The organism is Streptomyces sp. NPDC020965, from assembly GCF_044333555.1.
Lineage (GTDB): Bacteria > Actinomycetota > Actinomycetes > Streptomycetales > Streptomycetaceae > Streptomyces.
The window spans coordinates 16,983-38,635 of the sequence record NZ_JBIRRE010000006.1 but is presented as its reverse complement, the minus strand read 5'-3'; the positions used below and the strand labels follow the sequence as shown (position 1 = coordinate 38,635).

General features: G+C 70.5%; 19 protein-coding genes. 12 read left to right on the top strand and 7 right to left on the bottom strand.

What is annotated here, in order from left to right:
* Positions 1–460 precede the first annotated feature (460 nt).
* The 3 genes from ACH4S7_RS19210 to ACH4S7_RS19200 all read right to left on the bottom strand — a co-directional run bounded on the left by ACH4S7_RS19210 (position 461) and on the right by ACH4S7_RS19200 (position 2,276).
* The gene (locus ACH4S7_RS19210) at positions 461–835 is read right to left on the bottom strand and encodes a beta/gamma crystallin domain-containing protein (RefSeq protein WP_398522405.1); all 375 of its coding nucleotides are present in this window, start codon (positions 833–835) and stop codon (positions 461–463) included.
* 200 nt (positions 836–1,035) lie between these two features.
* Positions 1,036–1,542: a nuclear transport factor 2 family protein gene (locus ACH4S7_RS19205; protein ID WP_398522404.1), complete on the bottom strand. Its 507-nt coding sequence runs from the start codon at positions 1,540–1,542 to the stop codon at positions 1,036–1,038.
* Positions 1,539–2,276 (bottom strand): SDR family oxidoreductase, encoded by a 738-nt coding sequence (locus ACH4S7_RS19200; RefSeq protein ID WP_398522403.1) that lies wholly within the window; start codon positions 2,274–2,276, stop codon positions 1,539–1,541. The genes ACH4S7_RS19205 and ACH4S7_RS19200 overlap by 4 nt, the downstream gene beginning before the upstream one ends.
* A gap of 124 nt (positions 2,277–2,400) precedes the next feature.
* Here ACH4S7_RS19200 and ACH4S7_RS19195 point away from each other — a divergent pair, with 124 nt between their 5' ends.
* The gene (locus ACH4S7_RS19195) at positions 2,401–3,228 is read left to right on the top strand and encodes a helix-turn-helix transcriptional regulator (RefSeq protein WP_398522402.1); all 828 of its coding nucleotides are present in this window, start codon (positions 2,401–2,403) and stop codon (positions 3,226–3,228) included.
* A gap of 336 nt (positions 3,229–3,564) precedes the next feature.
* On the opposite strand, the gene ACH4S7_RS19190 is transcribed toward ACH4S7_RS19195, so the two are convergent.
* Entirely contained in the window at positions 3,565–3,852 is a 288-nt protein-coding gene (locus ACH4S7_RS19190) for a hypothetical protein (RefSeq protein ID WP_398522401.1), read from the bottom strand.
* 475 nt (positions 3,853–4,327) lie between these two features.
* On the opposite strand from ACH4S7_RS19190, the gene ACH4S7_RS19185 reads away from it, so the two are divergent.
* The 4 genes from ACH4S7_RS19185 to ACH4S7_RS19170 all read left to right on the top strand — a co-directional run bounded on the left by ACH4S7_RS19185 (position 4,328) and on the right by ACH4S7_RS19170 (position 8,593).
* Positions 4,328–4,606: a hypothetical protein gene (locus tag ACH4S7_RS19185; protein WP_398522400.1), complete on the top strand. Its 279-nt coding sequence runs from the start codon at positions 4,328–4,330 to the stop codon at positions 4,604–4,606.
* A 1,014-nt stretch (positions 4,607–5,620) separates the two neighbouring features.
* The gene (locus ACH4S7_RS19180; RefSeq protein WP_398522399.1) at positions 5,621–6,391 is read left to right on the top strand and encodes a hypothetical protein; all 771 of its coding nucleotides are present in this window, start codon (positions 5,621–5,623) and stop codon (positions 6,389–6,391) included.
* 528 nt (positions 6,392–6,919) lie between these two features.
* Positions 6,920–7,519 (top strand): RICIN domain-containing protein, encoded by a 600-nt coding sequence (locus tag ACH4S7_RS19175; protein WP_398522398.1) that lies wholly within the window; start codon positions 6,920–6,922, stop codon positions 7,517–7,519.
* Positions 7,520–7,993: 474 nt separating this feature from the next.
* Positions 7,994–8,593, top strand: coding sequence for an RICIN domain-containing protein (locus tag ACH4S7_RS19170; protein WP_398522397.1), 600 nt, complete (start codon positions 7,994–7,996; stop codon positions 8,591–8,593).
* An 883-nt stretch (positions 8,594–9,476) separates the two neighbouring features.
* On the opposite strand, the gene ACH4S7_RS19165 is transcribed toward ACH4S7_RS19170, so the two are convergent.
* Together ACH4S7_RS19165 and ACH4S7_RS19160 are read right to left on the bottom strand one after the other, a co-directional pair.
* The gene (locus ACH4S7_RS19165) at positions 9,477–9,872 is read right to left on the bottom strand and encodes a lipocalin/fatty-acid binding family protein (protein ID WP_398522396.1); all 396 of its coding nucleotides are present in this window, start codon (positions 9,870–9,872) and stop codon (positions 9,477–9,479) included.
* 348 nt (positions 9,873–10,220) lie between these two features.
* Positions 10,221–11,858, bottom strand: a complete 1,638-nt coding sequence (locus ACH4S7_RS19160; RefSeq protein ID WP_398522395.1) for a hypothetical protein — start codon at positions 11,856–11,858, stop codon at positions 10,221–10,223.
* A 42-nt stretch (positions 11,859–11,900) separates the two neighbouring features.
* On the opposite strand from ACH4S7_RS19160, the gene ACH4S7_RS19155 reads away from it, so the two are divergent.
* The 3 genes from ACH4S7_RS19155 to ACH4S7_RS19145 all read left to right on the top strand — a co-directional run bounded on the left by ACH4S7_RS19155 (position 11,901) and on the right by ACH4S7_RS19145 (position 15,322).
* Positions 11,901–12,149, top strand: a complete 249-nt coding sequence (locus tag ACH4S7_RS19155; RefSeq protein WP_398522394.1) for a hypothetical protein — start codon at positions 11,901–11,903, stop codon at positions 12,147–12,149.
* Between the two features lie 212 nt (positions 12,150–12,361).
* Positions 12,362–12,676 (top strand): hypothetical protein, encoded by a 315-nt coding sequence (locus ACH4S7_RS19150; RefSeq protein ID WP_398522393.1) that lies wholly within the window; start codon positions 12,362–12,364, stop codon positions 12,674–12,676.
* A gap of 543 nt (positions 12,677–13,219) precedes the next feature.
* Positions 13,220–15,322: a calcium-binding protein gene (locus tag ACH4S7_RS19145; RefSeq protein WP_398522392.1), complete on the top strand. Its 2,103-nt coding sequence runs from the start codon at positions 13,220–13,222 to the stop codon at positions 15,320–15,322.
* 258 nt (positions 15,323–15,580) lie between these two features.
* Here the strand turns inward: ACH4S7_RS19145 and ACH4S7_RS19140 are convergent, their stop codons facing one another.
* Positions 15,581–16,165, bottom strand: a complete 585-nt coding sequence (locus ACH4S7_RS19140; RefSeq protein ID WP_398522391.1) for a hypothetical protein — start codon at positions 16,163–16,165, stop codon at positions 15,581–15,583.
* A gap of 137 nt (positions 16,166–16,302) precedes the next feature.
* Here ACH4S7_RS19140 and ACH4S7_RS19135 point away from each other — a divergent pair, with 137 nt between their 5' ends.
* The 4 genes from ACH4S7_RS19135 to ACH4S7_RS19120 all read left to right on the top strand — a co-directional run bounded on the left by ACH4S7_RS19135 (position 16,303) and on the right by ACH4S7_RS19120 (position 21,513).
* A complete protein-coding gene (locus tag ACH4S7_RS19135; RefSeq protein ID WP_398522390.1) occupies positions 16,303–17,271 on the top strand; it encodes a hypothetical protein in 969 nt (322 codons plus the stop codon).
* 461 nt (positions 17,272–17,732) lie between these two features.
* Positions 17,733–18,344 (top strand): TetR/AcrR family transcriptional regulator, encoded by a 612-nt coding sequence (locus tag ACH4S7_RS19130; protein WP_398522389.1) that lies wholly within the window; start codon positions 17,733–17,735, stop codon positions 18,342–18,344.
* 190 nt (positions 18,345–18,534) lie between these two features.
* Positions 18,535–20,751: an MMPL family transporter gene (locus ACH4S7_RS19125; protein ID WP_398522388.1), complete on the top strand. Its 2,217-nt coding sequence runs from the start codon at positions 18,535–18,537 to the stop codon at positions 20,749–20,751.
* 72 nt (positions 20,752–20,823) lie between these two features.
* Positions 20,824–21,513: a LuxR C-terminal-related transcriptional regulator gene (locus ACH4S7_RS19120; protein WP_398522387.1), complete on the top strand. Its 690-nt coding sequence runs from the start codon at positions 20,824–20,826 to the stop codon at positions 21,511–21,513.
* Positions 21,514–21,653 lie beyond the last annotated feature (140 nt).

Sequence of the window (21,653 nt, the reverse complement as noted above, 5' to 3'; positions counted from 1 at the left end):
CGGTCTCCTCGCCGACGCTGACACCGCTGCGCCCGGTGGGGTGGCTGTATCTGTGGCCCGTACCGGTCCCGGGACGGCGTCGCGGTCCCGGCCGAGGCGGCGGGGCCTCGGGCCCGGATATCGGGGCTTGAGGTGGGGGAGGGGCGGGTGGGCGTAATGCCTTGCATGGCGTTCTCGATCGTGACCCGTATCCACCTGATGAAGACTTCCGTGCTGGTGATGTGCGGGGCGGTCGGTGGCGCCGTGGGCGAGGAGGTACACCTCAAGTTCGCGCTGGAGCACGGAGGCGAGGGAGAAGCGGTCGTCGTCAGGGGTAGGTCCTGGAATGCGGGCCGACCGCGTCGTCATCGAGACCGACACGGCCGGCCCGGGGTCAGCCCCGGCCACGCCCGGGCTGACCCCGGTGGGTCTTGGCCCGCCTGCTCGACGGCGCCGTCCCAGGATCGTCCCCCTTCGGATATCAGTAGATTTCGATCCGAATTATCTTGTGGATGTGGCCGGGGTTCCACGTACTCCATTTTGCGAGGGTGACGCTTTCGAGTGTCGGGTTACTCAGGCTCCGCTGGAACTGGAGCTTCACCCTGTTGTTGCCCGACTCGACCCAGTTGACGCCGTAGATAGCGACGGGAATCCACCCGCCGTTGGCGAAGCAGAGAACGCTCTGGCCGTTGTTGTTGTGGATCTCCAGGAAGTCGGTCTGGTTGCAGGGCACGCCGTTGATGAGCGTGGAGAAGTCGTCCGGGGGAGCACTCGCAGCGGCAGGTACAGCCGCGCCTGCGAGGACGGCCATCGTGGCGGCAGCGACTCCAAGTGACCGTCGTAAGGACAGCTTCATACTTACTCCTTCTTGTCTGTGGACATGCGTCCCGAACCGTGACACGCACATTTCGGCTGTTCAGTGCACCTCTGTCGGCGAATTGTTCGTTCAGGCTCCGGCCTGACGAGTCACGCCGTGGGGGCTCACACGCCCATCCGGGCGGGTGCGGTCACGCTGTGGCCGGCGGCGGCCCACGCGGGAGCGACGTCACTCTTGAATCACTGGGCCCCGAAGGCTCCCGAGGTGTCTTCTCCGTCGGTCCACCAGACCCGGATCCGCTGCCGGACCAGGAGCCAGTCGCTCCCGTCCCGGCGGAACTCCCAGTCGTAAGGGCCACCCATGGAGTAGGGCGTGGAGGCTCTCCTGGGAGTGGTGACAGCGACGAACCACATGTAGCCGATGCCGGTCGCCCGGTCCCCCTCGACATCCACGTGCATGTTGAGGATGTGGTGTTGCATGCTCGCATAAGGCGACTCGGCCGCCTCCACCTTCGCACGAATGTTCTCCCTCCCGCTGGTCTGTCCCCAAGGCGCGAACTCCAGTACGGCGTCCTCGGCCCAACAGTCGGACCAGGTCCGCCAGTCCTTGCGGTCCAGTGCCCGCCAGCCGCGAACCATGAGGGCGCGCAGGGCGTCCTGGTCCTCCAGGGCGCGTACTCTGCGTTCCAGATCGCCGAGGGCGGCGGTGTGGTTGGGGGCGTGATGACTGCCGCTTTCTGCTGTCACCGGAAACTCGCTGCGGGCCGCACGACGATCTCGTTGACATCCACCTGCGGAGGCCGGGACACGGCATAGGCGATGGCGTCCGCGATCGCAGATGCAGGCAGGGCCACTGCTCGGTACCTCCGCATGGCCTCCCGGGCCTCCGGGTCCGAGATGCGGTCCGCGAGTTCGGACTCGGTGACACCCGGCGAGACCAGCGTCACCCGAATGTCACCGGCGGACTCCAGCCGCAAGCCCTCGGAGATCGCACGGACCGCGAACTTGGTGGCGCAGTAGACGGAGGCGGTCGGCGAAACCTCATACGCGCCGACGGAGGCGATGTTCACGATATGCCCACCACCCTGCGCCCTCATCACGGGCAGCGCGGCGGCGATACCGTGCAGGACGCCCCGCAGGTTCACGTCGATCATACGATCCCACTCCTCCGTCCTGAGCGCTTCCAGCGGTGACAGCGGCATCACTCCAGCGTTGTTGACCATCACGTCCACCCGGCCGTACCGCTCGTTGGCCGCTGCCACGAAGTCCCGGACATCGCCGGCCTCGGTGACGTCCAGGCGGCGGGCCACCGCCGTACCGCCCGCAGCGGTGATGTCCGCCACCAGCCGGTCCACACGGTCGGTCCGCCGTGCTCCCAGAAACAGGTGATGCCCGTCGACGGCGAGCCGCCGAGCACTCGCCTCACCGATCCCGCTGCTGGCACCGGTGATCGCTACGACCTTCGTCGTCGTGTCTGCCACGGCCGACCCTTTCTCTCAGGAGGACACCGATTCTGGTCCCGGGCTGCCGAGCGACCCAGGCCGTGTGCTGCCCGGGTGTGGTGCACCCAGGCAGCACACGGGGCCCAGGACCTAACCTGGTTGCATGGCCGACAACCACTTAGGGGAGTTCCTTCGGGCGCGACGGGCCGCCGTTCGGCCGGCGGATGTCGCGATGCCCAGCCACGGTGTGCGGAGGGTGGCCGGACTGCGCCGCGAGGAGGTCTCCGTACTGGCAGGGGTCAACGCGGACTACTACACGCGCCTGGAACAGGGGCGCGAACGCCACCCGTCCGCACAGGTGGTGAACGCACTCTCCCGCGCGCTGCGGCTGGACACCGATGCCCGAACCCACCTGCACCAGCTAGCCGGAACCACGGCCTCCCAGCAGCCTGCCGCCACCAGCGCCCGTGTCGACCCCGCACTGCGCGTCCTCCTGAGCGGCTACCCGGACACCCCGGCCTTTGTCATCGACCCGAGCCTGAACGTCCTGGCCGCCAACGCCCCCGCTCAGGCGCTGTACTCCCCCTTCGAACCGATGGACAACCTGGCCCGCATGGTCTTCCTCACCCCGGCGGGTCGGCCGTTCCACTCCCGCTGGGACCAGACGGCCGAGACGGTAGTGGGCCATCTACGCCAGGCGTACGGCATCGATCCAGGCAGCGCGCAGCCGCGTGAACTCATAGCCGAACTCAACCATCACAGCGCGGACTTCGCACGGATGTGGCGCACCCACACGGTGCGCGGCAAGACCCGGGAGGAGAAGTACTTCCGCCACCCGGACGCCGGCGCCATCACCCTCACTTACCACGCCTTCGATGTGCGCGAAGCACCCGGTCAGCAACTGATCATTTACCACGCCGAACTCGGCAGCCCCAGCGCCGAAGCCCTCAGGATCCTCGGGGCCACGCACACCACAACGCACCAGGAATGACGCAAACGGAGGCCGATGTTGCAGCGCCGCCCACCTCGGCGTGGGACTGACCGCCACGCCCCGTCCCGGCCTGCTCAACGGCCGCATCGACTACACCGTGACCCTCACCAACCACGCCCCCGCACCCTCGCCTCCGCCACCGCCGCCCTGGGGCTGCCGAGCCCCACCGGGGCGACCAGTCCCGGATTGCACCTGTGTGTGTAGGCCCTGGGACAGGGTGCTGCGGACCCCAGCCAGCGAAACGGCCCCGGGCGCACAGCGCGCCCGGGGCTCTTTTCCGCAGTGTTCACGACGTCGCCCGCACCAGTCCGGAAGCGGCACCGCGATCGTGTTCTCTCACCAGTCGTCGGGTGCGCTGCCCACCCACGCGACCGGCCGGCCCTCGCCGGTACGACCCGAGTGCGGCTCCTCCATCTCGTGACCGTCGTCCAGGCCGCAGATCCGTCCCCAGCGGCCGTGCCTGCCGGCACAGACCTCGGCGAGCCCGTCCGCATCGCCCTCCGCCACGGCCTGGTCGTAGCGGTCCTGGAACGGCTGGAGACGGGCGCACAGCTCCCTGCCGAACTCCGTCCCCGCCGCCTCGACCTGTGCCCGCGCCTCCTGCACCTCCGGGTCGGACAGCACAGCCGCCCAAGCGGATCTCCCACCTGTGGGCCAAAACGCTGCCGACGGTCACCCATCGCAGGAACATCGCCGGCATCCACGACGCCCTGACCGGCCTCGCCACCAAACTTGAGCGCCGCCTCGACCTCGACGGCGACCTGACCGGTGTGCCGCGCCTGATCGTCGCGCTCGACGAGGCCGACGCCACTGTGCGGCAGCTCGCCCGCTACTGGAAGACGTTCCGGCACAAGGACGGCCCGACCACGTCCCCGGCCGTCACCGTGCTTCAGGATCGTCGGCAACGGCCGAGGAGCGCCGCATCCTGGCCACGCTGCCGAAGGCGCGGTGAGGCACGGGAGATTACCCACGGGCCCAGGGCCGGCCGCGAGGACGCGACGCTAACGAACTCGGTGCTCTACGTTCCCGCTCGCTCGGACTTGCGAACCGTGTCCCCACCCGGGAGACCACGCGCGGCCGGGCGGAAAGGAAGATCACCATGACCTTTATCGAGCCCGGCCTGTACGTCCGCGACGGCTTCGCCGAAGGACCGCTCGCCGACGCCGCACTGTCCCGAGCGGCCCGCGCCGCGCAGCTCCTCGACGACCTCCAGGAGCAGGCGCCCACGATGACCGACGGCCAACTGCGTGACGGCATCCACCGGGCGCTGCGCCGCTTCGCCCAGGAGCAGCCGCCCGCGCGCCAGGTCGACAGCATCACCGCGCTGATCCGCCGCGGAGTGTGCATCGACTGGCCCGTCCCCGACCGTCTGCCCTGAGCCTGACGCCCGCCGGGCGGGAGGGCTGGACTTTCGGGCGCCGGCGGCCTGCTGGTGGTGGCGGGGAGGCTGGCCGGATGAACGCCGATGACGAGCAGCTGCTGCGCGGCCGGGTGTACGGCTGCGGCCGCGACCATCCCCACCCGGGCCCGCTGCCGCACCAGACGTACGCCGTCCTGGTCGGCGGGCCGTTGGACGGACTGCTGCTCGACATCACCGGCTGGCGGCCGGAAGGGATAGACGACGGCGCCGCCCTGATGACCGAGCTGGGGGGTGGCCCGGCGGCTGGGCGCCGTACGACTCGCTCCCCGACGACCCGCGCTCGCCGGGCGGTCCGGGTGTGGTGTGCCGCTTCCACTACTCCGGCAACACGCCCTGACTGTTGCTCACGCGGCCGGGATCGCCATGGGGCAGCTTCCGTCTCCGGCCGGGCTGTCTACCCGGCCGGAGACGGCGTGACCACTTCGGACAGCGGATCGGTATCGGCGCGAAGGCGGCGATCATTTCCGCCAGCAGCATCGTTGAACCCGGGCATGGGACTGAACCCGCAGGCTGCGCACGGGGTGGAGCACCGGGCCGAGCTGGCGGTCGAGAGCGCCTGTCATCTGGTCGACGCGGTCATGCCCACTGCCTGGAGTGAGGCGGGCGGCCGAGGACGTGCTGGACGCGATCGACGTGCTGGCCACCGCCCTCTCCCGGATTAGCCCCGAGACCGCGGAGGCGCTCGCGGCCGTGATAGCGGCAACCGCCGAGGCGCGTCGTCGGCTGGGTCTCCCCGCGGACGCTGACACCGCTGCGTCCGGGGATGCGGCTGTATCTGTGGTCTGTACCGGTCCCGGGACGGCGTCGCGGTCCCGGCCGAGGCGGTGTGGCCTCGGGCCCGGATACAAGGGTCTGCCCGCGCCTGTTGCCCGGCTGCCTGAATCCGGTTCCCGGACGGATGGTGTGCCCAGCTCCAGGGGAGGGCCGGGGCCGGTGGGGTGAGTCCGGGGGCTTGAGGTGGGGGAGGGGCGGGTGGGCGTACTGCCTGGCATGGCGTTCTCGATCGTGACCCGTATTCACCTGATGATGATGTTCGTGCTGGTGATGTGCGGGGCGGCAGGCGGATCCGTGTTCGGGCAGCTGGGGGGCGGCCGGACGGCGGCTCTGGTGGCCGGGGGAGTGGCCGGGCTGGGCGCGGGGATCGGCTCATGGCTCTCCCGCCGCCACATGGCGACCTTCCTCCAGCCCGTGCCCACGCCCGTGGCTCTCGCGGTACGGGGCCGACGGGTATGCGGAGGGCATCGCCGACGGGGTCCTCGCCGCCATCGTGGTCTACCAGGCCGCGGTCTTCCCCCTCACCCCGACGGGGTCACCGATGAGGAACGCGAGCTCCGCCGCACCCTCGCCTACCGACTCGCCGCCTTCGACGGACTGCCCCTCGCTGCGCGGGTGTCGTTCCGGCAGCAGGACGACCCGACCATGTCCCCGGCTGTCACCGTGCTCCAGGACGCCCTCTGGGCGGGACGCGCGGCCCGCGTCCATGTCATCGCCGACGGGCACCCCACCGCCGGTGTCCTCGGAACGCAGGTCCGCGAGCAGTTCGCCACGGTGATCCTCTCGCGGTTCACGGCCGACACCTGGCGCAGGCTCGCCCCCATAGCCGGACCCGCCCCGAAACAGAGCAGGCACCCGGGCCGCTTCCACGTCATCCATCACGATGCCGTCCACGAGACGCAGGCGATCGTCATGACCGACACGGAAGTCGTCAACTGGCTCACCGGCCCGCACGACAACGAGAGCTGACCCCCGGCCACGCCAGGGGCCCGGGGATCAGTCACCATCCCCGGGGCCCGCCCCTGTGGAACTGTCCTGTTCCACGACGGAACGCCGGTCCGTGGCGCACACGATGGGCGCTGCAGTTCCTTCAGCAACCCCGGGCCTTCCGCCGCAAGGCCGCCGGGCTCGCACCCTTCCGCACCTGACTGTTCCCGGTCCGGCCCCACCTGGCGGCGCGGACAAGCCCAGCGAGACCCGGGGGCAGGTCCGCGCTGGGGATGGGGGCCCGGAGTCCGGGCGGTGTCGGTGTGATGGGTGTGAGTGGTCACGGGTGCGGATCGGGCGGTTCTGCTGCGGGTGTGTTCGCCGCCGCTGCCGCGGTGTCGTACGCCCGTCCCCGGATTCACCCGAAGGGGACTGTCCGCCGCTCTCTCTCCGCAGCCCGGGTCTCGCCATACTTCATATCAGCTCAGCGGGAGCCCCGGGCGGTGTCCCTCCTGGCTGGAGCGCCGCTGCGCATCCCCCACCCCTTTCTCCTCCTGTTGGAGAGTGCCCATGCTCCCTGTTCGTTCCCGTCGGCGTACTGCCCGTGCCGCTCTCGCCCTGACCGCCCTCGCCGCTTTCACGCTCGGTGCCGCCCCGGCTGCCGGTGCCGCTTCCTCCACCGCTCCCGTCCCGCGGGCGGCTGTGCAGGGGCCTGCGGAGGGCGAGTACACCATTCGTGCGGCTCATTCCGGGAAGTGTCTCGGCCCGGAGGACGACCGGCGTGAGTGGGGCATCCTGATCGTGCAGCAGCCCTGCGACGGCCGCCGCACCCAGCGCGTCTACATCGCCCGGATGGGCGAGGACCAGGGACAGGACTACCACTACGTCTACACCTCCACCGGCTACTGCTGGGGCGGTGCCTCACGAGGGGCCCCCGGGGGCTGGGCCGTCGACGAGCCCGTCCGCACCATGGGCTGCCGCGATTGGTGGCAGCGGGTCGGGCTTCACTTCTACGCCATGCCCAACGGATCCTGGATGATCTCCACCGTCGACAGCGGATTCAATCAGCCCTGCCTCCACGTCCAGGACGCCGGCATGAACGACGGCGCGGGCCTCCTCTACAACCTCTGCAACCGGGATGGGCAGTACTTCGAACTCCGGCCCGTCTAGAAGGCCCTGACGCTCCGGCCCGGGACATCAGGCCCCGGCCCGCAACAGGCGTCGGACCAGGGCGCCCGCCCCGTCGCCCGGCCGGAGCGGACGGCCGAACTCCCGGACCGGGAGCAGCGCCGCCCGGCCGCGCCGCTCCTTCATCAGCACCCACCCGTACAGCACCGACCACCGGGGGACACGGAATACGGCCCGGCCGTGTTCTGCGCCGGCCGTCACCGCGCCCCGGCCTGTGTCCCGCTGCCTGGACGGACACGGGCGGGAGTCGGCAACCCCGGCCAGGTGGGTGGACGCCAGCGGTGCGAGCGGGGCAGGCCACACAATCACCACCGGAACCATCCGAACAGGATCGCTCCGCATCCCGTACCCGCCGGAGCCCAACTTTCGCCCTACTTCGTCGGCCATCACGGCAGGGAACCCCGAGTCACCCCTCACCGGGCCCCTACCACCTGCCCCTGAACCGGAGAGTGAGCCATGTCCCTTGTTCCCGCCCGCTGGCGCGCCGCCGCCTGCGCTCTCGCCCTGACCGCCCTCGCTGCCTTCACGCTCGCCGCCGCCCCCAGCGTCGGCGCCGAACCCACAACCGCTCCCGTCCCGCGGGCGGTTGTGCAGGGGCCTGCGGAGGGTGAGTACACCATTCGTGCGGCTCATTCCGGGAAGTGTCTCGGTCCTGAGGACGACCGGCGTGAGTGGGGCATTCTGCTGGTGCAGCAGCCCTGCGACGGACGGCCCACCCAGCGCGTCTACATCGTGCGGGTCGGCGAGGATCAGGGACGGGACTATCACTACGTCGGTACTTCCACCGGCTGGTGCTGGGGCGCCACCGAAGGAGGGGGTCCCGGGGGCTGGCCCATCGACGAGCCCGTCCGCACCGTCGGCTGCCGCGAATGGTGGCAGCGGGTTGGGCTTCACTTCTACGCCATGCCTAACGGCACCTGGATGATCTCCACCATCAACAGCGGACTCCAGCAGCCGTGCCTCCATGTCCAGGGCGGCAGCAACAACGACGGCGCGGTTCTCCTCTTCAACGTCTGCAACCGGCCGGGGCAGTACTTCGAACTCCGGCCCGTCTGACCTCGCCCCCTCCGCACTCCGCACGGTGAGCAGCCCGGCCTGGGCCGGAAGTCCGAGCTCGCTGCCACCGCGGTGTCCCGGTCGGCCACCACGCGGCCGGCCGGGACACCCAGCCGAACCGCTAATGCCCACGGCATCACGATCATGCCGGGACGACCGCCCTGCCAGGAGCGACGGCCGTGGCGCCCTCGCTGAAGTCATCCTCCGCGAAGCCGACGCACGGCTATCCGCAGCCGCTGGAAGCCACCGCCTGCCGCGCCCAGAACCGCGTCCGCCTTTCTGGCCCCCGGCACGCGGCTGGACCGTCTTGCCGAACCCTCCCCGGTTGCAACGCAGTTCACGACGTGGGGGAGTGGCCCCAGGATCCCAGGGCCTACGCGAACACCAGGGCGATGCCAGGCCCTGAGCAGCCGCATCGCCCTGACCTGTGTGTAGGCCCTGGGCCGGGCTGCCGCCGACCCCAGGCAGCAAAACAGCCCCGGGCGCACAGCGCGCCCGGGCCCCTTGCCGCCGTGTTCACGACGCCGCCCGCACCACTCCGGAAGCGGCGCCGTGAACGTGTTCTCTCACCAGTCGTCGGGGGCGTTGTGGACGGCTCCGCGCGCACGTTCGAACCCGGGCCCCGCGGGGCGCCGTCAGCGGCCTTCAGTGGCTCGCGCTGCCCCTCGATCAGGGGCACCTGCCGGACAGCCGGGGTCCGCGGCCTCCCCGGGGCCCGCGGCCGGTCCCTGACGGTTCCGCAAGCCGGCGGACCGCCGGGGACGGGCCTTTCGGCCTTCTGCCGAACTCGTTGCGCGCCGGGTTCGGCGAGCACGCCGCGCTGCCCGGCCGTGAGATTGCCCTGCCCCGCGCGGGTGTCCGCAGCCCATACGCCGGGACGGACTCAGAGGCGCTTGAACACGCGGGTGGCCGTCACACCTTTGCCACTGTAGGTGGCGGCCATCCCGGTGGGGCTGTACTCCCTGATCACCTTGCTCTCCCCTTCCGGGAGGCGGTCGACCTGGATCAGTTTGTCCCCGTCCGTGGTGAACGTCGACGTCACGACGCGGTCGTCCGCCGTCGTGTTGTCAACGGGCTCGCCGAGCGTGAACGACAGCTTGGTGGACTTCAGCGGAGACGTGACGGACAGCTCCCAAGGCCCGTCCCCGGTCGTGAGCTCCTCGGTGGGTATGGCCTTCTCGGCCAGCTTCGCCTTGATCATGCCGACGCCCACGGCCTTCAGGTATTCGCCGTAGTTGTCACTGCTGGTCATCTCCCACTTGCCCGCTTCAATGGCCATGGGGAACCCTCCTGATCGTCATGCGATACGCACCGGCGCGGACCGCATCGGCGCCGCCTCTCACGCTACCGACCAAGATCACCAACAAGGGCATGATCTTGCACACCCCGCCCCTCCTCCGAGGATTGGGTACATGTACCTCTATGGCGCGTGAGCGGTGCGGTGGCCGGTCGTGGTGGACCGGGCGCGGGAGACCGTGAAGGGCTACGAGGGCGGTGTGACGCTGCGGCAGGTGATGTACCGGCTGGAACCGGCGTGCGTGCTGCCGCACGGTGCCGGTTCCGGGCTCTGTCGGCACATGCTGCTGTCGCGTCTGCCGTGTCTCGTTGCGGTGAGCCAAGGGCTGTGTCAGGGCAGGCGGGGCGGCGGGACTGGGTCGCGGCGGAGCCAGTGCTGGAGTTCGCGGTGGCGGTACTGGTACCCCGCTCCGCTGTACCGCAGCAGCCCAGCGCCTACTGCCCAGTCCAGGAAGCGTGCGAGCCGGAACGGCAGGCGGCCGCGGGACAGGGCCAGGAACGCCAGGTACCTGCGTGAAGCACCAGCCACCAGTGCGGCCGGGATCGCGACCATGATCCCGATTATCAGCACGACCGCGATTCTCGTTTTGATCCCGTCCGAGCTCCTGCCCCCAATCCCCACTACGAGCCCGAGAGCGATTCCAGTCGCGGCCCCGGTCGCGATACCGAGGAGGGCGTCGTTCCTCATAGCGGCCCTCGTTCTGCGGTTCGTGCCCGGCTCGTTCACGATCCCGACCGTGACTACGGCCATGATCCCGAAGGCGAATCCGGTTCCGATTACGCCCACGACTCCGTTCCCGCTCCCGAACGCGGTCCCGAACACGATCGCGCCCGCGATCCGGCGCACGGCCCCGGCCCTCTGGAACGGGCTCGTCCAGCGCTGCGGAGGCCTGTTCGTCCCGAAGACGTATGCCCCTGCCGCTATTACAGTGATCACCAAGCCAAGCGGGTTCGTGAGGGCTTGAGTGAGGGCCAGGACGGTGAGGACCGCGAGGGCGCTCAGGAGGAAGTCGGTTGCCCAAACGCGTGCCCGTCCGGCGAGGGGCCATAGTTCGTGCAGGAGGAGGTCGGTGGCTCCTGCCGTGCCCGGCGTGCCTGGTGCCGCTTGGCTGCCGGTGGGGTCGAGGTGGACCGACAGGTGGTGGAGCCACCGGTGGACCTGTTCGGCCGTGTACCGGCACGGGGTGGGGGCGGTGCGTACTGCGGCGGGGATGTAGCGGGCGAGGAGATGTTCGTCGACCGCCCCGGTGTCGGGCAGCGCGAGGAGGTCGCCGGGGTCGCCTTCGCGGTGGTAGACGGTGGCGGTGAGGCCGAGACGCCACGGCGTCGACAGCACTCCGGCCAGCATCCCGGCGGGTTCGGCGGCGAGATGGTCGGTCAAGGGCTGCCACCGGAGTTCGTCGAGTGCACGGCCGGCCAGGTACTCCCGGGCATCGGTGACACCGACAGGCGCGACTTCGATCCGGGCCGCGTCCACCACTGCCGCCTGCGGATGAAGCACGTCGTAGTGTTCGGTGCGGCAGGTCAGGATCAGCGGCCCGGCCTCCCTGCCCCGCTGATACACATTCAGCGCCTCCACCACCGCAGTGGCCCGCGGCGCCGCCGGGTCCGGTATCCCGTCGGGGCCTGGCGGATCCATCTCGTCAAGGCCGTCCAAGACCGGCAGCACCAGGCCGTACCGGACCAGTCCCTCCGCCATGCCCCGCGGCCAGTCGTACGCCTCCACCAGCCGCTCCACCAGCAGTCCCGGCAGCGCGTGCCGCTCGGTGTCCCACCGCGACAGCGGAACCCGAACCGGCACCGGATCCGCCTCCCCACGCCCCTCGATCAGCGCCAGCAGGAGTTCCAGCGCCAACACCGTCTTCCCGGCCCCTCCGGCGCCGGTGATCACCAGACGGTCCGGCCGGGTCTGCCGGTAGTAGCCGGCGATGTCCGGCAGCGTCGGCCCTCCGGGGCCGGTTGCGAACAACTGCCCCGCGCCCGGCGCCACAGCCGGGCGCGCCCCGGCGGGGTGGAGACGGTAGACGAGGTTGATGCGCCGGGTGTCATCACCCAGCAGCGCCGCAGCACCGCGCCCTCCCCGGTCTCCACCTGCTTCGCCAGCGTGCCGGCCCAGCCCCGGGCGAGCGCGACGTCCGCGAACGCGGCGGTATTTGCCTGCGACTGCTTCCGCAACGCCGCCACCGCCACCAACCCCGCCACCACCGCCAAACCGACCGCAGCCAACCCCGCCGTATCGGATGCCTTCAACCCTCCATGACTCAGCTGCCGCCCCACATACCCGGCACACGCCAACGCCACTACCGCACACACCACACCCACCAGCAGCCACACATGCCCCTGGCGGCGCCCCTCGAGTCCCGTCACACCCCGACCCTGTACCACCTGCCGCTCACCGCGCAGCCGGTTTCCGCCTCCCGTTACCGCACGGATAGAAATGTCGCCGCCTGAGCCCCGGGCAGTGCGCCCTCCATGGGGGCAACAGCGAGCGGGTACTGCTCACCTGCGAACAGGTCCAGCGGTACGACCCCGCCCGCGACCGAGGGCAAGAGCGGCGCCCCGCGGTGGCCCGGCTTCGCACGCCGCTACGGCTTCGACCCCGCCCGCCCGGTGCAGTGGGAGGTGGAGGCCCTGGAGCCGGACGAACTCCAGCGCCTGGTCCTCGCCGCCGTCACCCCCTACATCGACCGCACCGTCCTCAACGAACAGATCGTCCGTGAGGAAGCGCAACGCCGCGCCCTGGCCGCCTTCCTCGACGGCTGGGGCGCGGCGGGCGGGACGTCGTAGCGGTGGGATGCGCGCCCAAACAACAGCTTGCAGAGCCTCGGGGAAGGGGTGAAGGCGCTCACGCTTCGACCATAGGCCGGTGACTTCGAGTCCTCCACGCTTTCGGCTGCACCCACCGCATCCCGATCGCGGACAGCTGCTCTGCCCGTTCCGGGGTGAGCGTCGCGGCCCTGCCGCGCTGGTTTCCGTCCCGTACGCCGAGCCAGAGATCCCACTCCGTTGGGAGTGGTCGGGCCTGGTGCTATCTGATCGGGTGAGAGCAATTGGTGAATGCTTGCTGCCGCCTTGTGGGGCAGTTTGACTTCTGTCGGCCGGTATGGCTGTTCCCCTCCGGCCGGTGTTGCGTCCGTGCCATGGTCTGTGGGACGGCCCTGATGCCCAAGTCCTCAGTAGTGCAGCCGAGTTGATGTCCAGGGCCGGTGTGCCCGCCTGTCTTCGCGGCTGTGGTTCTTCCGGCCGTTGCGCTGCCGCGCCGCAGTGGTTGAAGGGGAGCCCGCTGGTTGCCCGCCCCCGCGGTGCGGACCGATGAGAGGGGTGAAGTCCATGACTTCGTCAGCACGGACCCGTTCATTGCGTACGTCATGGCCCGGACGGATCGTGGCCCTGGCCGCAGCGTCCGCGCTCGCGGGTGCCGGCCTGGTGGCACTGGCTCCGGCCGCGGCGGCGGACGGGGTGTGCGGGACTCCGGTTGTTTCGGGTGCCACGACCACGGTCACCTGTTCGGCCGGGGGGACCGGCAGTGTCACCGTTCCGCCGGCGGTTTCCGGCGTGGTGGTGACACTGGACGGTGCCGGGGGGTCCGCCAACGGGGTCGGGGTGCTCGGCGGCAAGGGCGCCCATGTGGTGGCCGCGCTGGCCGTCACCCCCGGGCAGGTCCTGAACGCGACCGTCGGCAGGAAGGGCGCCCTGGACACCGGATCCGGGCTGCCCGCGGCCAACACGGCCGGGCTCGGCGGGGACCTGGTCGCGGTGACCGGCGACACCGGCACTCCGCTGCTGACCGCCGGGTCCGGCGGCGGAGCCAGCGGCGGCGGCACCGGCAGCGTCTTCTCCCCCCGCGGGTCCGTCGGCGCCAACAGTGGCGGCAACGGCCTCGGTGGCGGCGGCACCGGGGGGATCGCGGGTGGCGGCGTCTCGGGCAAGGCCGGGACCGCCACCGCAGGCGGCGCCGGCGGCGCGGGCGGGATCGGCCAGACCACCTCGGTCGCGGGCGCCTCCGGCACCTTCCCCAACGGCAACGCCCAACCCGGCCAGCTGGGCGTCCCCTCCCCGGCGGGCGCGGGCGGGGGCGGCGGGGCCGGCTACGGGGCCGGGGGCCAGGGCGGCAGCGGCAGCACCGGCACCGCCAACGGCAATTCCTTCGCCGGTGCCGGGGGTTCCGGCGGTGGCGGCTCCAGCCTGATCACCAGCACCTACCCCGGCGCGACCTCGACCCTGGTCAATGGCTCGAACGCGGGCGACGGCTCCATCGTGTTCGTCTTCACCCAGGACCCGCCCACCGTCACCTCGGTCAGCCCCGCGAGCGGCACCACCGCAGGCGGGACGGTGGTCACGGTGACCGGCACCAACTTCACCGGCGCCACCGCGATCACCTTCGGCCCGGGCAACCCGGCCACCGCCGTGTCATGCACCGACACCTCCTGCACCGCCACCGCCCCAGCCGGGACCGCTGGGACCGTGGACGTCCAGGTCACCACCCCCGGCGGCACCAGCACCCCCGCCCCGGCCGGCGAGTACACCTATGTCGTCCCCGGCGCGGACCTGGCGGTGTCGGTCGCCGACTCCGCCGACCCGGCCCCGCTCGGGACCACGTTCACCGACACGGTCACCGTCACCAACAACGGCCCGGCCACCGCGACCGGCACCACCACGACCGTGACCCTGTCCGGAGCGTCTGCCTGGATCGTGTCCGCCACCTCCTCCCAGGGGTCGTGCAGCGTGTCCGCGCCCACCGTCTCCTGCTCGCTCGGCACCCTCGCCTCCTCGGCCGACGCGACCATCACTGTCGTGTTGTCCCCGGCCGCGACCGGGACGGTCACCGCGACCGCGAACGCTGAAGCCGACCAGAGCGACCCCGCCCCGGGCAACAACACCACCGCCCAGAACACCACCGTCGACAACTCCCTGGGCTGCACGATCACCGGCACCAACGGCAACGACACCCTGAACGGCACCAACGGCAGCGACGTCATCTGCGGCCTGGGCGGCGACGACACCATCAACGGCGGCAACAACAGTGACACCCTCCACGGCGGGCCCGGGAACGACACCATCGACGGAGGCAACAGCGACGACACCCTCCGCGGAGGCAGCGGCAACGACATCATGGGCGGCGGCAACGGCGCCGACTACCTCTACGGCGAGGCCGGCAACGACACCAACTACGGCGAGACCCTCCTCGGGTCGCTGCTCCACCTGTTCGACAACGGCAACGACCACGTCTACGGCGGGCCGGGCAACGACGACCTCGACGGCCAGAACGGCAACGACACCCTCGTCGACACGGACGGCACCGACACCATGAGCGGCAGCCTCGGCAACGACAGCATCAACGTCCAGGACGGCGCGGGCGGCGACACCGCCAACGGCGGCCTCGGCAGCGACACCTGCACCGTCGACACCGGAGACACCACAACCAGCTGCTGACCACCACCACAACCAGCCGCAGCAACCACGCCCGGCCGGCCCGGACCCGACGGCACCCCGCCGGGTCCGGGCCCGAACCTGGCCAACCCGCAACCGCGGTGCCGCAGCCAACACAGGCGGCCCGTCGACCTCTATCTACATCGACCGCACCGTCCTCGCCCGCGAGGAAACGCAACGCCGCGCCTTGGCCGCCTTCCTCGACGGCTGGGGCGCGGCGGGTGGGGAAAGCAGCGCGGGCGTAGTGCCGGACCCGCTGGCTCAGGCGGCTGCTGCCCGGGCGGGGTGCAGGGCGGCGAGCGGGGAGCGCTGGCCCTTCTCCACCGCGCGGAGCTGTTTCCAGTCGATGTCGGGGTGGTCGGGGACGATCGCGTCGACGGAGGCGGTGGTGTAGAGGGCGACGTCGACGGCGCCGGCCCGGCTGGTGCCGAAGCGGACCTCGACCGACTGCGGGGAGCGGAGCCAGCCGAGCCGGACCATGTGGTCGAAGTCGGCACGGCGCACGCGGAGACGGGTTGCGGCCTGTTCGGGGCCGAGCGGGGTGTCGGCGGCGACCAGGTCCGCCAAGTCCTCGCGGCGGCAGACCTGGTCAACCTGGTCGTGGTGGTGCAGCGTCCCGTCCGGGTCCGCACTCAGGTCGACCAGAAGTCCGCGGTCGACGAACCGGCGCACGACAAACGCGGTCACCCGGGACTTCTCGCCGTACGCGGTGGGGTTCGGGGTGCCGAGCGCGTCGGCGATCCGGTCCGCCGCCGCGCGTCCGCTGATGGGCGCGACGGGCATCGCGGCCCGGATGGCGCCGGCGTCCAGCGCCTCCACGGCGTCCCGATCGCAGCGGACGAACACCGCCCGGGACGTGGCAACCGCCGTCCGCTGGTCGTTGTCACCGCGAAGCCCGTCCTTCCGGCCCGTCGCATCCGAAGAGACCGAAACCGCCCGCAGCCGGCTCGCGGTGGTGGAGAGGAACGAAGGGGGACCCTGCTGTGGATTCCTATGGGACCGCTCAACTGCCCGGTGACCGTGACCACCAGTGCGACGCGACCGCCGTGTGGACGGCCCCCAGCCGGGCTCGGGCCTACGTCCTCCTCGACGGTGTCGGCGACACCCCCACCGTCCGGGCCTGGACCCGGACCGCCGCCCGCCGCCTGGCCCGCACCGCCGCCCTCCACGCCAACCCCGAAGCCGGCCTGCGTACCGAGCGCGCCCGGTACGCCGCCGAACCCGGCCGCCACTGCGATCACGGACCCCAGCTGCCGTGCGCCGCGGCCGTCGTCGTCCACACCCCCGCAGCCGGCGGCACGGGTGGGATGCTGACCTTCGCCTGGTCCGGCGACGCCCGCGCCTACCTCCTCTTCGACGGGCACCTCCGCCTCATCACCGAGGACCACAACCAACGCCGCGCCTACAACGGCTACGGAGACCGCAACGTCCTCACCGCCTGTCTCGGCGACGGCTGGGACGACCAGGAGACCGAAGAGCGCTTTGGCCACCCCGCCGTGGAATCCGTCCACGGCCCGGCCCGCCCCGGCCGGCTTCTCCTGACCAGCGACGGCGCCTACGAGGTGGTTCATCACCGTGCCACCTCATCATCCGGGCGGCGGCCCGGGCGAAGGCTTTTACAGGTACCGACGGCCGTGCGGCCCAGTCCTTCCAGCAAGCCTGGATCCGGACGCGGATGCTCCACGAAGCGCAACTCAGACGTCAGCTGGGCGAGGCGGACGGACACTCGGCATCTCACTCAACCTGAGACACACCAGGTCAGACAGCCGCCGTACCTCAACTCCAGCGAAGCGGGACACCTGACTCATGACAGCTGGTTCGCCGTGACCCCGCGGCCGGTTAGGCCACTCGCCGTCCTTGCCCCCGACCCCGGACGCTGTCGGTTCGCATCGAGCCGGCGCGAGGCGTCGAAACGATCCGGCGAGGCTTCGCCGATCAGGTCACGCCCTTGAGTGAGCGCGTCCCACAGCCCATCGGTGCCATTGATCCCAGCCGGGCAGCCGGCAGGCGGTACCGACGATCGCGATCGCGTCGTCAGAGGGGCGGAACGCCATGGAGAACTCCTGAAGGTCTGGCGGGGGAGAGAACGGCAGCCGCGGGGCCCCGGTCCGGGGTGTGGTTCCAGGCCGTCCTCCGCGCGGACGGGGACGGGATCGTCGTGGGAGAGGAGAGCAACCTGCTGACATCGCGCCTCCATTCCTTCGGGCAGACGCGGCGGCACGATGCCGGGTCCGCCGCCCGCGCCGGACCCGCGGTCAGCGCGGCCGCGCACAGCACACCGGGCGGCGGTAGAGCCGGGCCCCACCCTGATCGAAAACCTCAGATTCGAAAACGCATGTTTCGAAAATTTGATTTTCGGTTCATGGGGTGGCTACAGTTCCTGTGTCAGCCAGGGGTCGGATCAGGAGCAGCCATGACCGAGGAACCCGCGGTATCGCGCCGCCGCAAACTCACTCCGGAGCGGGAGCGTGAGTTGCTGCACGTGACAGCCCAACTCGTCGGCGAGGTCGGTTATGAGCAGGTGACCATGGCCGCTGTCGCGCAGCGGGCGAAGTGCAGCACGGCGACCCTCTACCGGCAGTGGGAGAGCAAGCCGCGTCTGGTGATCTCGGCGTGGAAGGCTCTCAGCACGGAGACCAGGAAGGACCTGTCCAGCATCGATACCGGCAGCCTGCGTGGCGACCTGATGGAGGTCGCGCGGTTCCGGGTAGCCGATGATCCGGCCAAGGAACCCTTCACCTCGTTGCCGGCGGCGATCGCCCAGGACGAGGCACTGATGGAGATCGTGCGCGAGATCCTGATCCACCCGGTCCTGCGAGATCTGGCCCAGATCTTCGAGCGCGCGGTCGCCCGTGGAGAGATCGCGGCCGGAAACCCCGTCATCGAGCTGGCGGACCAGATCCTGCTCGCCCCGTGGATCGCACACATGATTGTTCACGGGACCGAGGCGACCCCTGAGCTGATGGAAGCCATTGTCGAGCTGGTGCTCTTGCCGGCTCTCACCGCGCGGCCCGCCACCGCCTGACCCGACCCCGGCCCACCGCCTGCAGCCTCCCGGTCGCGCCTTCCAGCGCTACCGGCGACCTCGCACGCCCCTGACGACGGACTGACGCCGTTCGTCCCCTTCCGCACGCCCTTTCAAGCCCGCGTCCGCCACAGGCCGGGCTCAGGGCACCGCACGTCCGAAAACACCCTCGACCAGGAGCGTTTTCCTCATGGCAACTTTCCTGCACAAGATCGGCGGAGCCGCGTTCAAGCGGCGCTGGCTGGTCGTCCTCCTCTGGGCGCTCGTTCTGGGCGCCGTGGGAATCGGCGCCTCCACCAGCTCGGGCCCCGCCAGTGCCAGCATCACTCTGCCCGGCACAGAAGCCCAGCGCGCCTTCGACCTGCTGGGCGAGAAGTTCCCGGCGGCCAACGCAGGCGGAGCCACGGCCCGCGTCGTGCTGCGTGCACCCGACGGCGAGAAGATCAGCGCCCCGGAGAACAAGGCCGCTCTCGAAGCGACTCTGGCCGGCATCAAGGCCTCTTCTTCCCGCATCGGACAGATCAGCAACCCCTTCACCTCTGCGGCAGTCAGCGCGGACGGCAACACCGCCTTCGCGCAGGTCACCTACGCCGCCAAGGAATCCGACCTCACCGACGGCGAGCATGTCGGCCTGGACAAGGCCCTGGAATCCGGCCGTGACCAGGGTCTGACAGTGGAAGCCTCCGGCGACGCGCTGGCCGCCCCCGAGGCAAGCCACACCGCTGAGGTCATCGGCTTCGCCCTGGCGGCCGTCATCCTCCTCATCACCTTCGGCTCCTTGATCGCCGCCGGCCTGCCGCTACTCACCGCGCTCGTCGGAGTCGGTGTGAGCATGGCCGCCATCACCGCTCTCAGTGGCCCGCTCGACCTCAACAGCAACGCCTCGGCCCTCGCCACGATGCTGGGCATCGCCGTCGGCATCGACTACGCCCTGTTCATCGTTTCCCGCTACCGCTCGGAGCGCGCCGACGGCTACGACGCCCGCGAGGCCGCCGCCCGTGCCAACGGTACAGCGGGTTCCGCCGTCGTCTTCGCCGGACTGACCGTCGTCATCGCCCTCGTGGGCCTCGCGGTGGTGAACCTGCCCATCCTGACCGCGATGGGCCTCGCCGCAGCCGGCGCCGTCGTCATCGCCGTCCTCGTCGCCACCACCCTGGTCCCCGCCCTCCTCGGCTTCGCAGGCGAACGTGTCCGCGGCAAGAACCGAAAGAGGCCCGCCCCCGTGGCCGACCCCGCCAAGCCGGGGCCGGGGCAGCGCTGGATCTCCTACGTCCTGCGCAAGCCGACCCGGATGCTCCTCCTGGCCGTAGTCGCTCTCGGCGTGGTCGCACTCCCGGCCACTCAACTCGAACTCGGACTGCCGGACGACGGCTCCAAGGCCGCGTCGTCGACCCAGCGCAAGGCGTACGACATGTTGTCCGAGTCCTTCGGACCCGGCTTCAACGGCCCCCTCACCGTGACCATCGACAACCAGGACCCGAACGTCGCCCGCAGCGGTGCCGAGGACATGGGCAAGTCCCTCTCCGGCCTTGCGGACGTGGCCGCCGTAACCCCGGCCGCCTTCAACGAGGGCGGCGACACCGCGATCATCACCGTCATCCCCAAGAGCGCACCGGGCAGCGACGCCACCAAGGGCCTCGTCACCGACATCCGCACCCTGGCCGGTGACCTCTGGTCCGACAGCGGTGCCCGTTCCCTCGTGACCGGCACCACGGCCCTCAACATCGACATCTCCGACAAGTTCAGCGCCGCGATCGTGCCCTACCTCATCCTCGTCGTCGGCCTCGCCGTCCTCGTGCTGATCCTCGTCTTCCGGTCCATCCTGGTCCCCGTCAAGGCGGCCCTCGGGTTCCTGCTCTCCGTACTGGCCTCTTTCGGAGCCCTGGTCGCGGTCTTCCAGTGGGGCTGGCTGAAGGACCTCATCGGCCTGGAACAGACCGGCCCCGTCATGAGCCTGATGCCCGTCCTCATGGTCGGCATCGTGTTCGGCCTGGCCATGGACTACCAGGTCTTCCTGGTGACCCGCATGCGCGAGGCGTACGTCCACGGCGCCGACGCCCGCACCGCCATCGAGACGGGCTTCAAGCACAGCGCCACCGTCGTCACCGCCGCGGCCCTCATCATGATCAGCGTCTTCGCCGGCTTCGTCGGCTCCCACGACGCCATGATCAAATCGCTCGGATTCGGCCTCGCTGTCGCCGTCGTCTTCGACGCCTTCGTCGTCCGCATGACGATCATCCCGGCAGCACTCGCCCTTCTCGGCAAGCGCGCCTGGTCCCTGCCCACCTGGATCGACCGCATCCTCCCCAACGTCGACATCGAAGGCGAAAAGCTCGCCGAGCACGCCCCCGCCGCCCGCACCGTCCCGGGACCGGTCTACGCGGGCTCCACGGACCACAACCACTGACAACACCACCACCCCACGGGCCCGCGGTCGCCACGCCACCGCGGGCCCGCCCCCTGACCGAAGGACGCGCCGATGCACCGAGTACTCCTCGCGGGCGGCCCGACCCTCGTCCGGGACGCCTACGCACGCGTCATCGCCGCATCCCCCGCCTTCGCCCGCCCCGCCCAGACAGCGACCCTCACCGATGCCCTGACCGGGCTGAACACCTGCGACCTTCTGCTCGTTGACACCCAGGAACTCATCCGAGGTCCGTCCGCCGCAGCCCAGATACGGCTGCTCCACGCCGCCGCGTGCACCCGAGTCGTTGTGCTCGGACACGTCCCTCCGGCCGAACTGTCCTTCCTCACGAGTGCTGGTGTGACCGGCGTGCTCGGCCCCTACCTCGCACCCGACGACTTCCTCACCGCACTCGATGTCATCTGCGGTGGCGCCATGGTCATCTCGCCCGCGCCCGCCCACACAGCCCAGCCGCCCACCGTCCACCGAACACTGACACCACTGACCCGGCGCGAACGCGAAGTGCTCACGCTCATCGCTACGCAGCCCGACAACACCGCCATCGCCAAAGCGCTCGACGTAAGCCCCCTCACCATCAAGTCACACATCAACCGGATCATGCACAAACTCGCGGCGTCCAGCAGATCTCAGCTCGTCGTACTCGCCTACGAAGGCCGCTTGATCATCCCAGGCACTCCGGCCGACACAGGGGCGGCAGGCGCCGGGAGCCGCACCCGGTCTCCCCGCCCTGACCAGGACTCTTGAAGCCGCCGGCTCTCTCCTGGTGAGAGCGTGGTGAGGTGGCAGCGGGTGGGCGTCAGCAGGATCGGGGTGTGGTTGTCCTGGTCGGTGGGTGCCGGGTAGGCCGCTGCGCTCGCCCACGACGACACGGATTCCTCGACCGG

Coding starts and splice junctions, on each gene's coding strand:
- ACH4S7_RS19145 (WP_398522392.1), top strand. CDS start 13,220: ATGACTTCGTCAGCACGGACCCGTTCATTGCGTACGTCATGGCCCGGA.
- ACH4S7_RS19170 (WP_398522397.1), top strand. CDS start 7,994: ATGTCCCTTGTTCCCGCCCGCTGGCGCGCCGCCGCCTGCGCTCTCGCC.
- ACH4S7_RS19150 (WP_398522393.1), top strand. CDS start 12,362: ATGGGGGCAACAGCGAGCGGGTACTGCTCACCTGCGAACAGGTCCAGC.
- ACH4S7_RS19125 (WP_398522388.1), top strand. CDS start 18,535: ATGGCAACTTTCCTGCACAAGATCGGCGGAGCCGCGTTCAAGCGGCGC.
- ACH4S7_RS19185 (WP_398522400.1), top strand. CDS start 4,328: ATGACCTTTATCGAGCCCGGCCTGTACGTCCGCGACGGCTTCGCCGAA.
- ACH4S7_RS19210 (WP_398522405.1), bottom strand. CDS start 835: ATGAAGCTGTCCTTACGACGGTCACTTGGAGTCGCTGCCGCCACGATG.
- ACH4S7_RS19165 (WP_398522396.1), bottom strand. CDS start 9,872: ATGGCCATTGAAGCGGGCAAGTGGGAGATGACCAGCAGTGACAACTAC.
- ACH4S7_RS19175 (WP_398522398.1), top strand. CDS start 6,920: ATGCTCCCTGTTCGTTCCCGTCGGCGTACTGCCCGTGCCGCTCTCGCC.
- ACH4S7_RS19130 (WP_398522389.1), top strand. CDS start 17,733: ATGACCGAGGAACCCGCGGTATCGCGCCGCCGCAAACTCACTCCGGAG.
- ACH4S7_RS19120 (WP_398522387.1), top strand. CDS start 20,824: ATGCACCGAGTACTCCTCGCGGGCGGCCCGACCCTCGTCCGGGACGCC.
- ACH4S7_RS19195 (WP_398522402.1), top strand. CDS start 2,401: ATGGCCGACAACCACTTAGGGGAGTTCCTTCGGGCGCGACGGGCCGCC.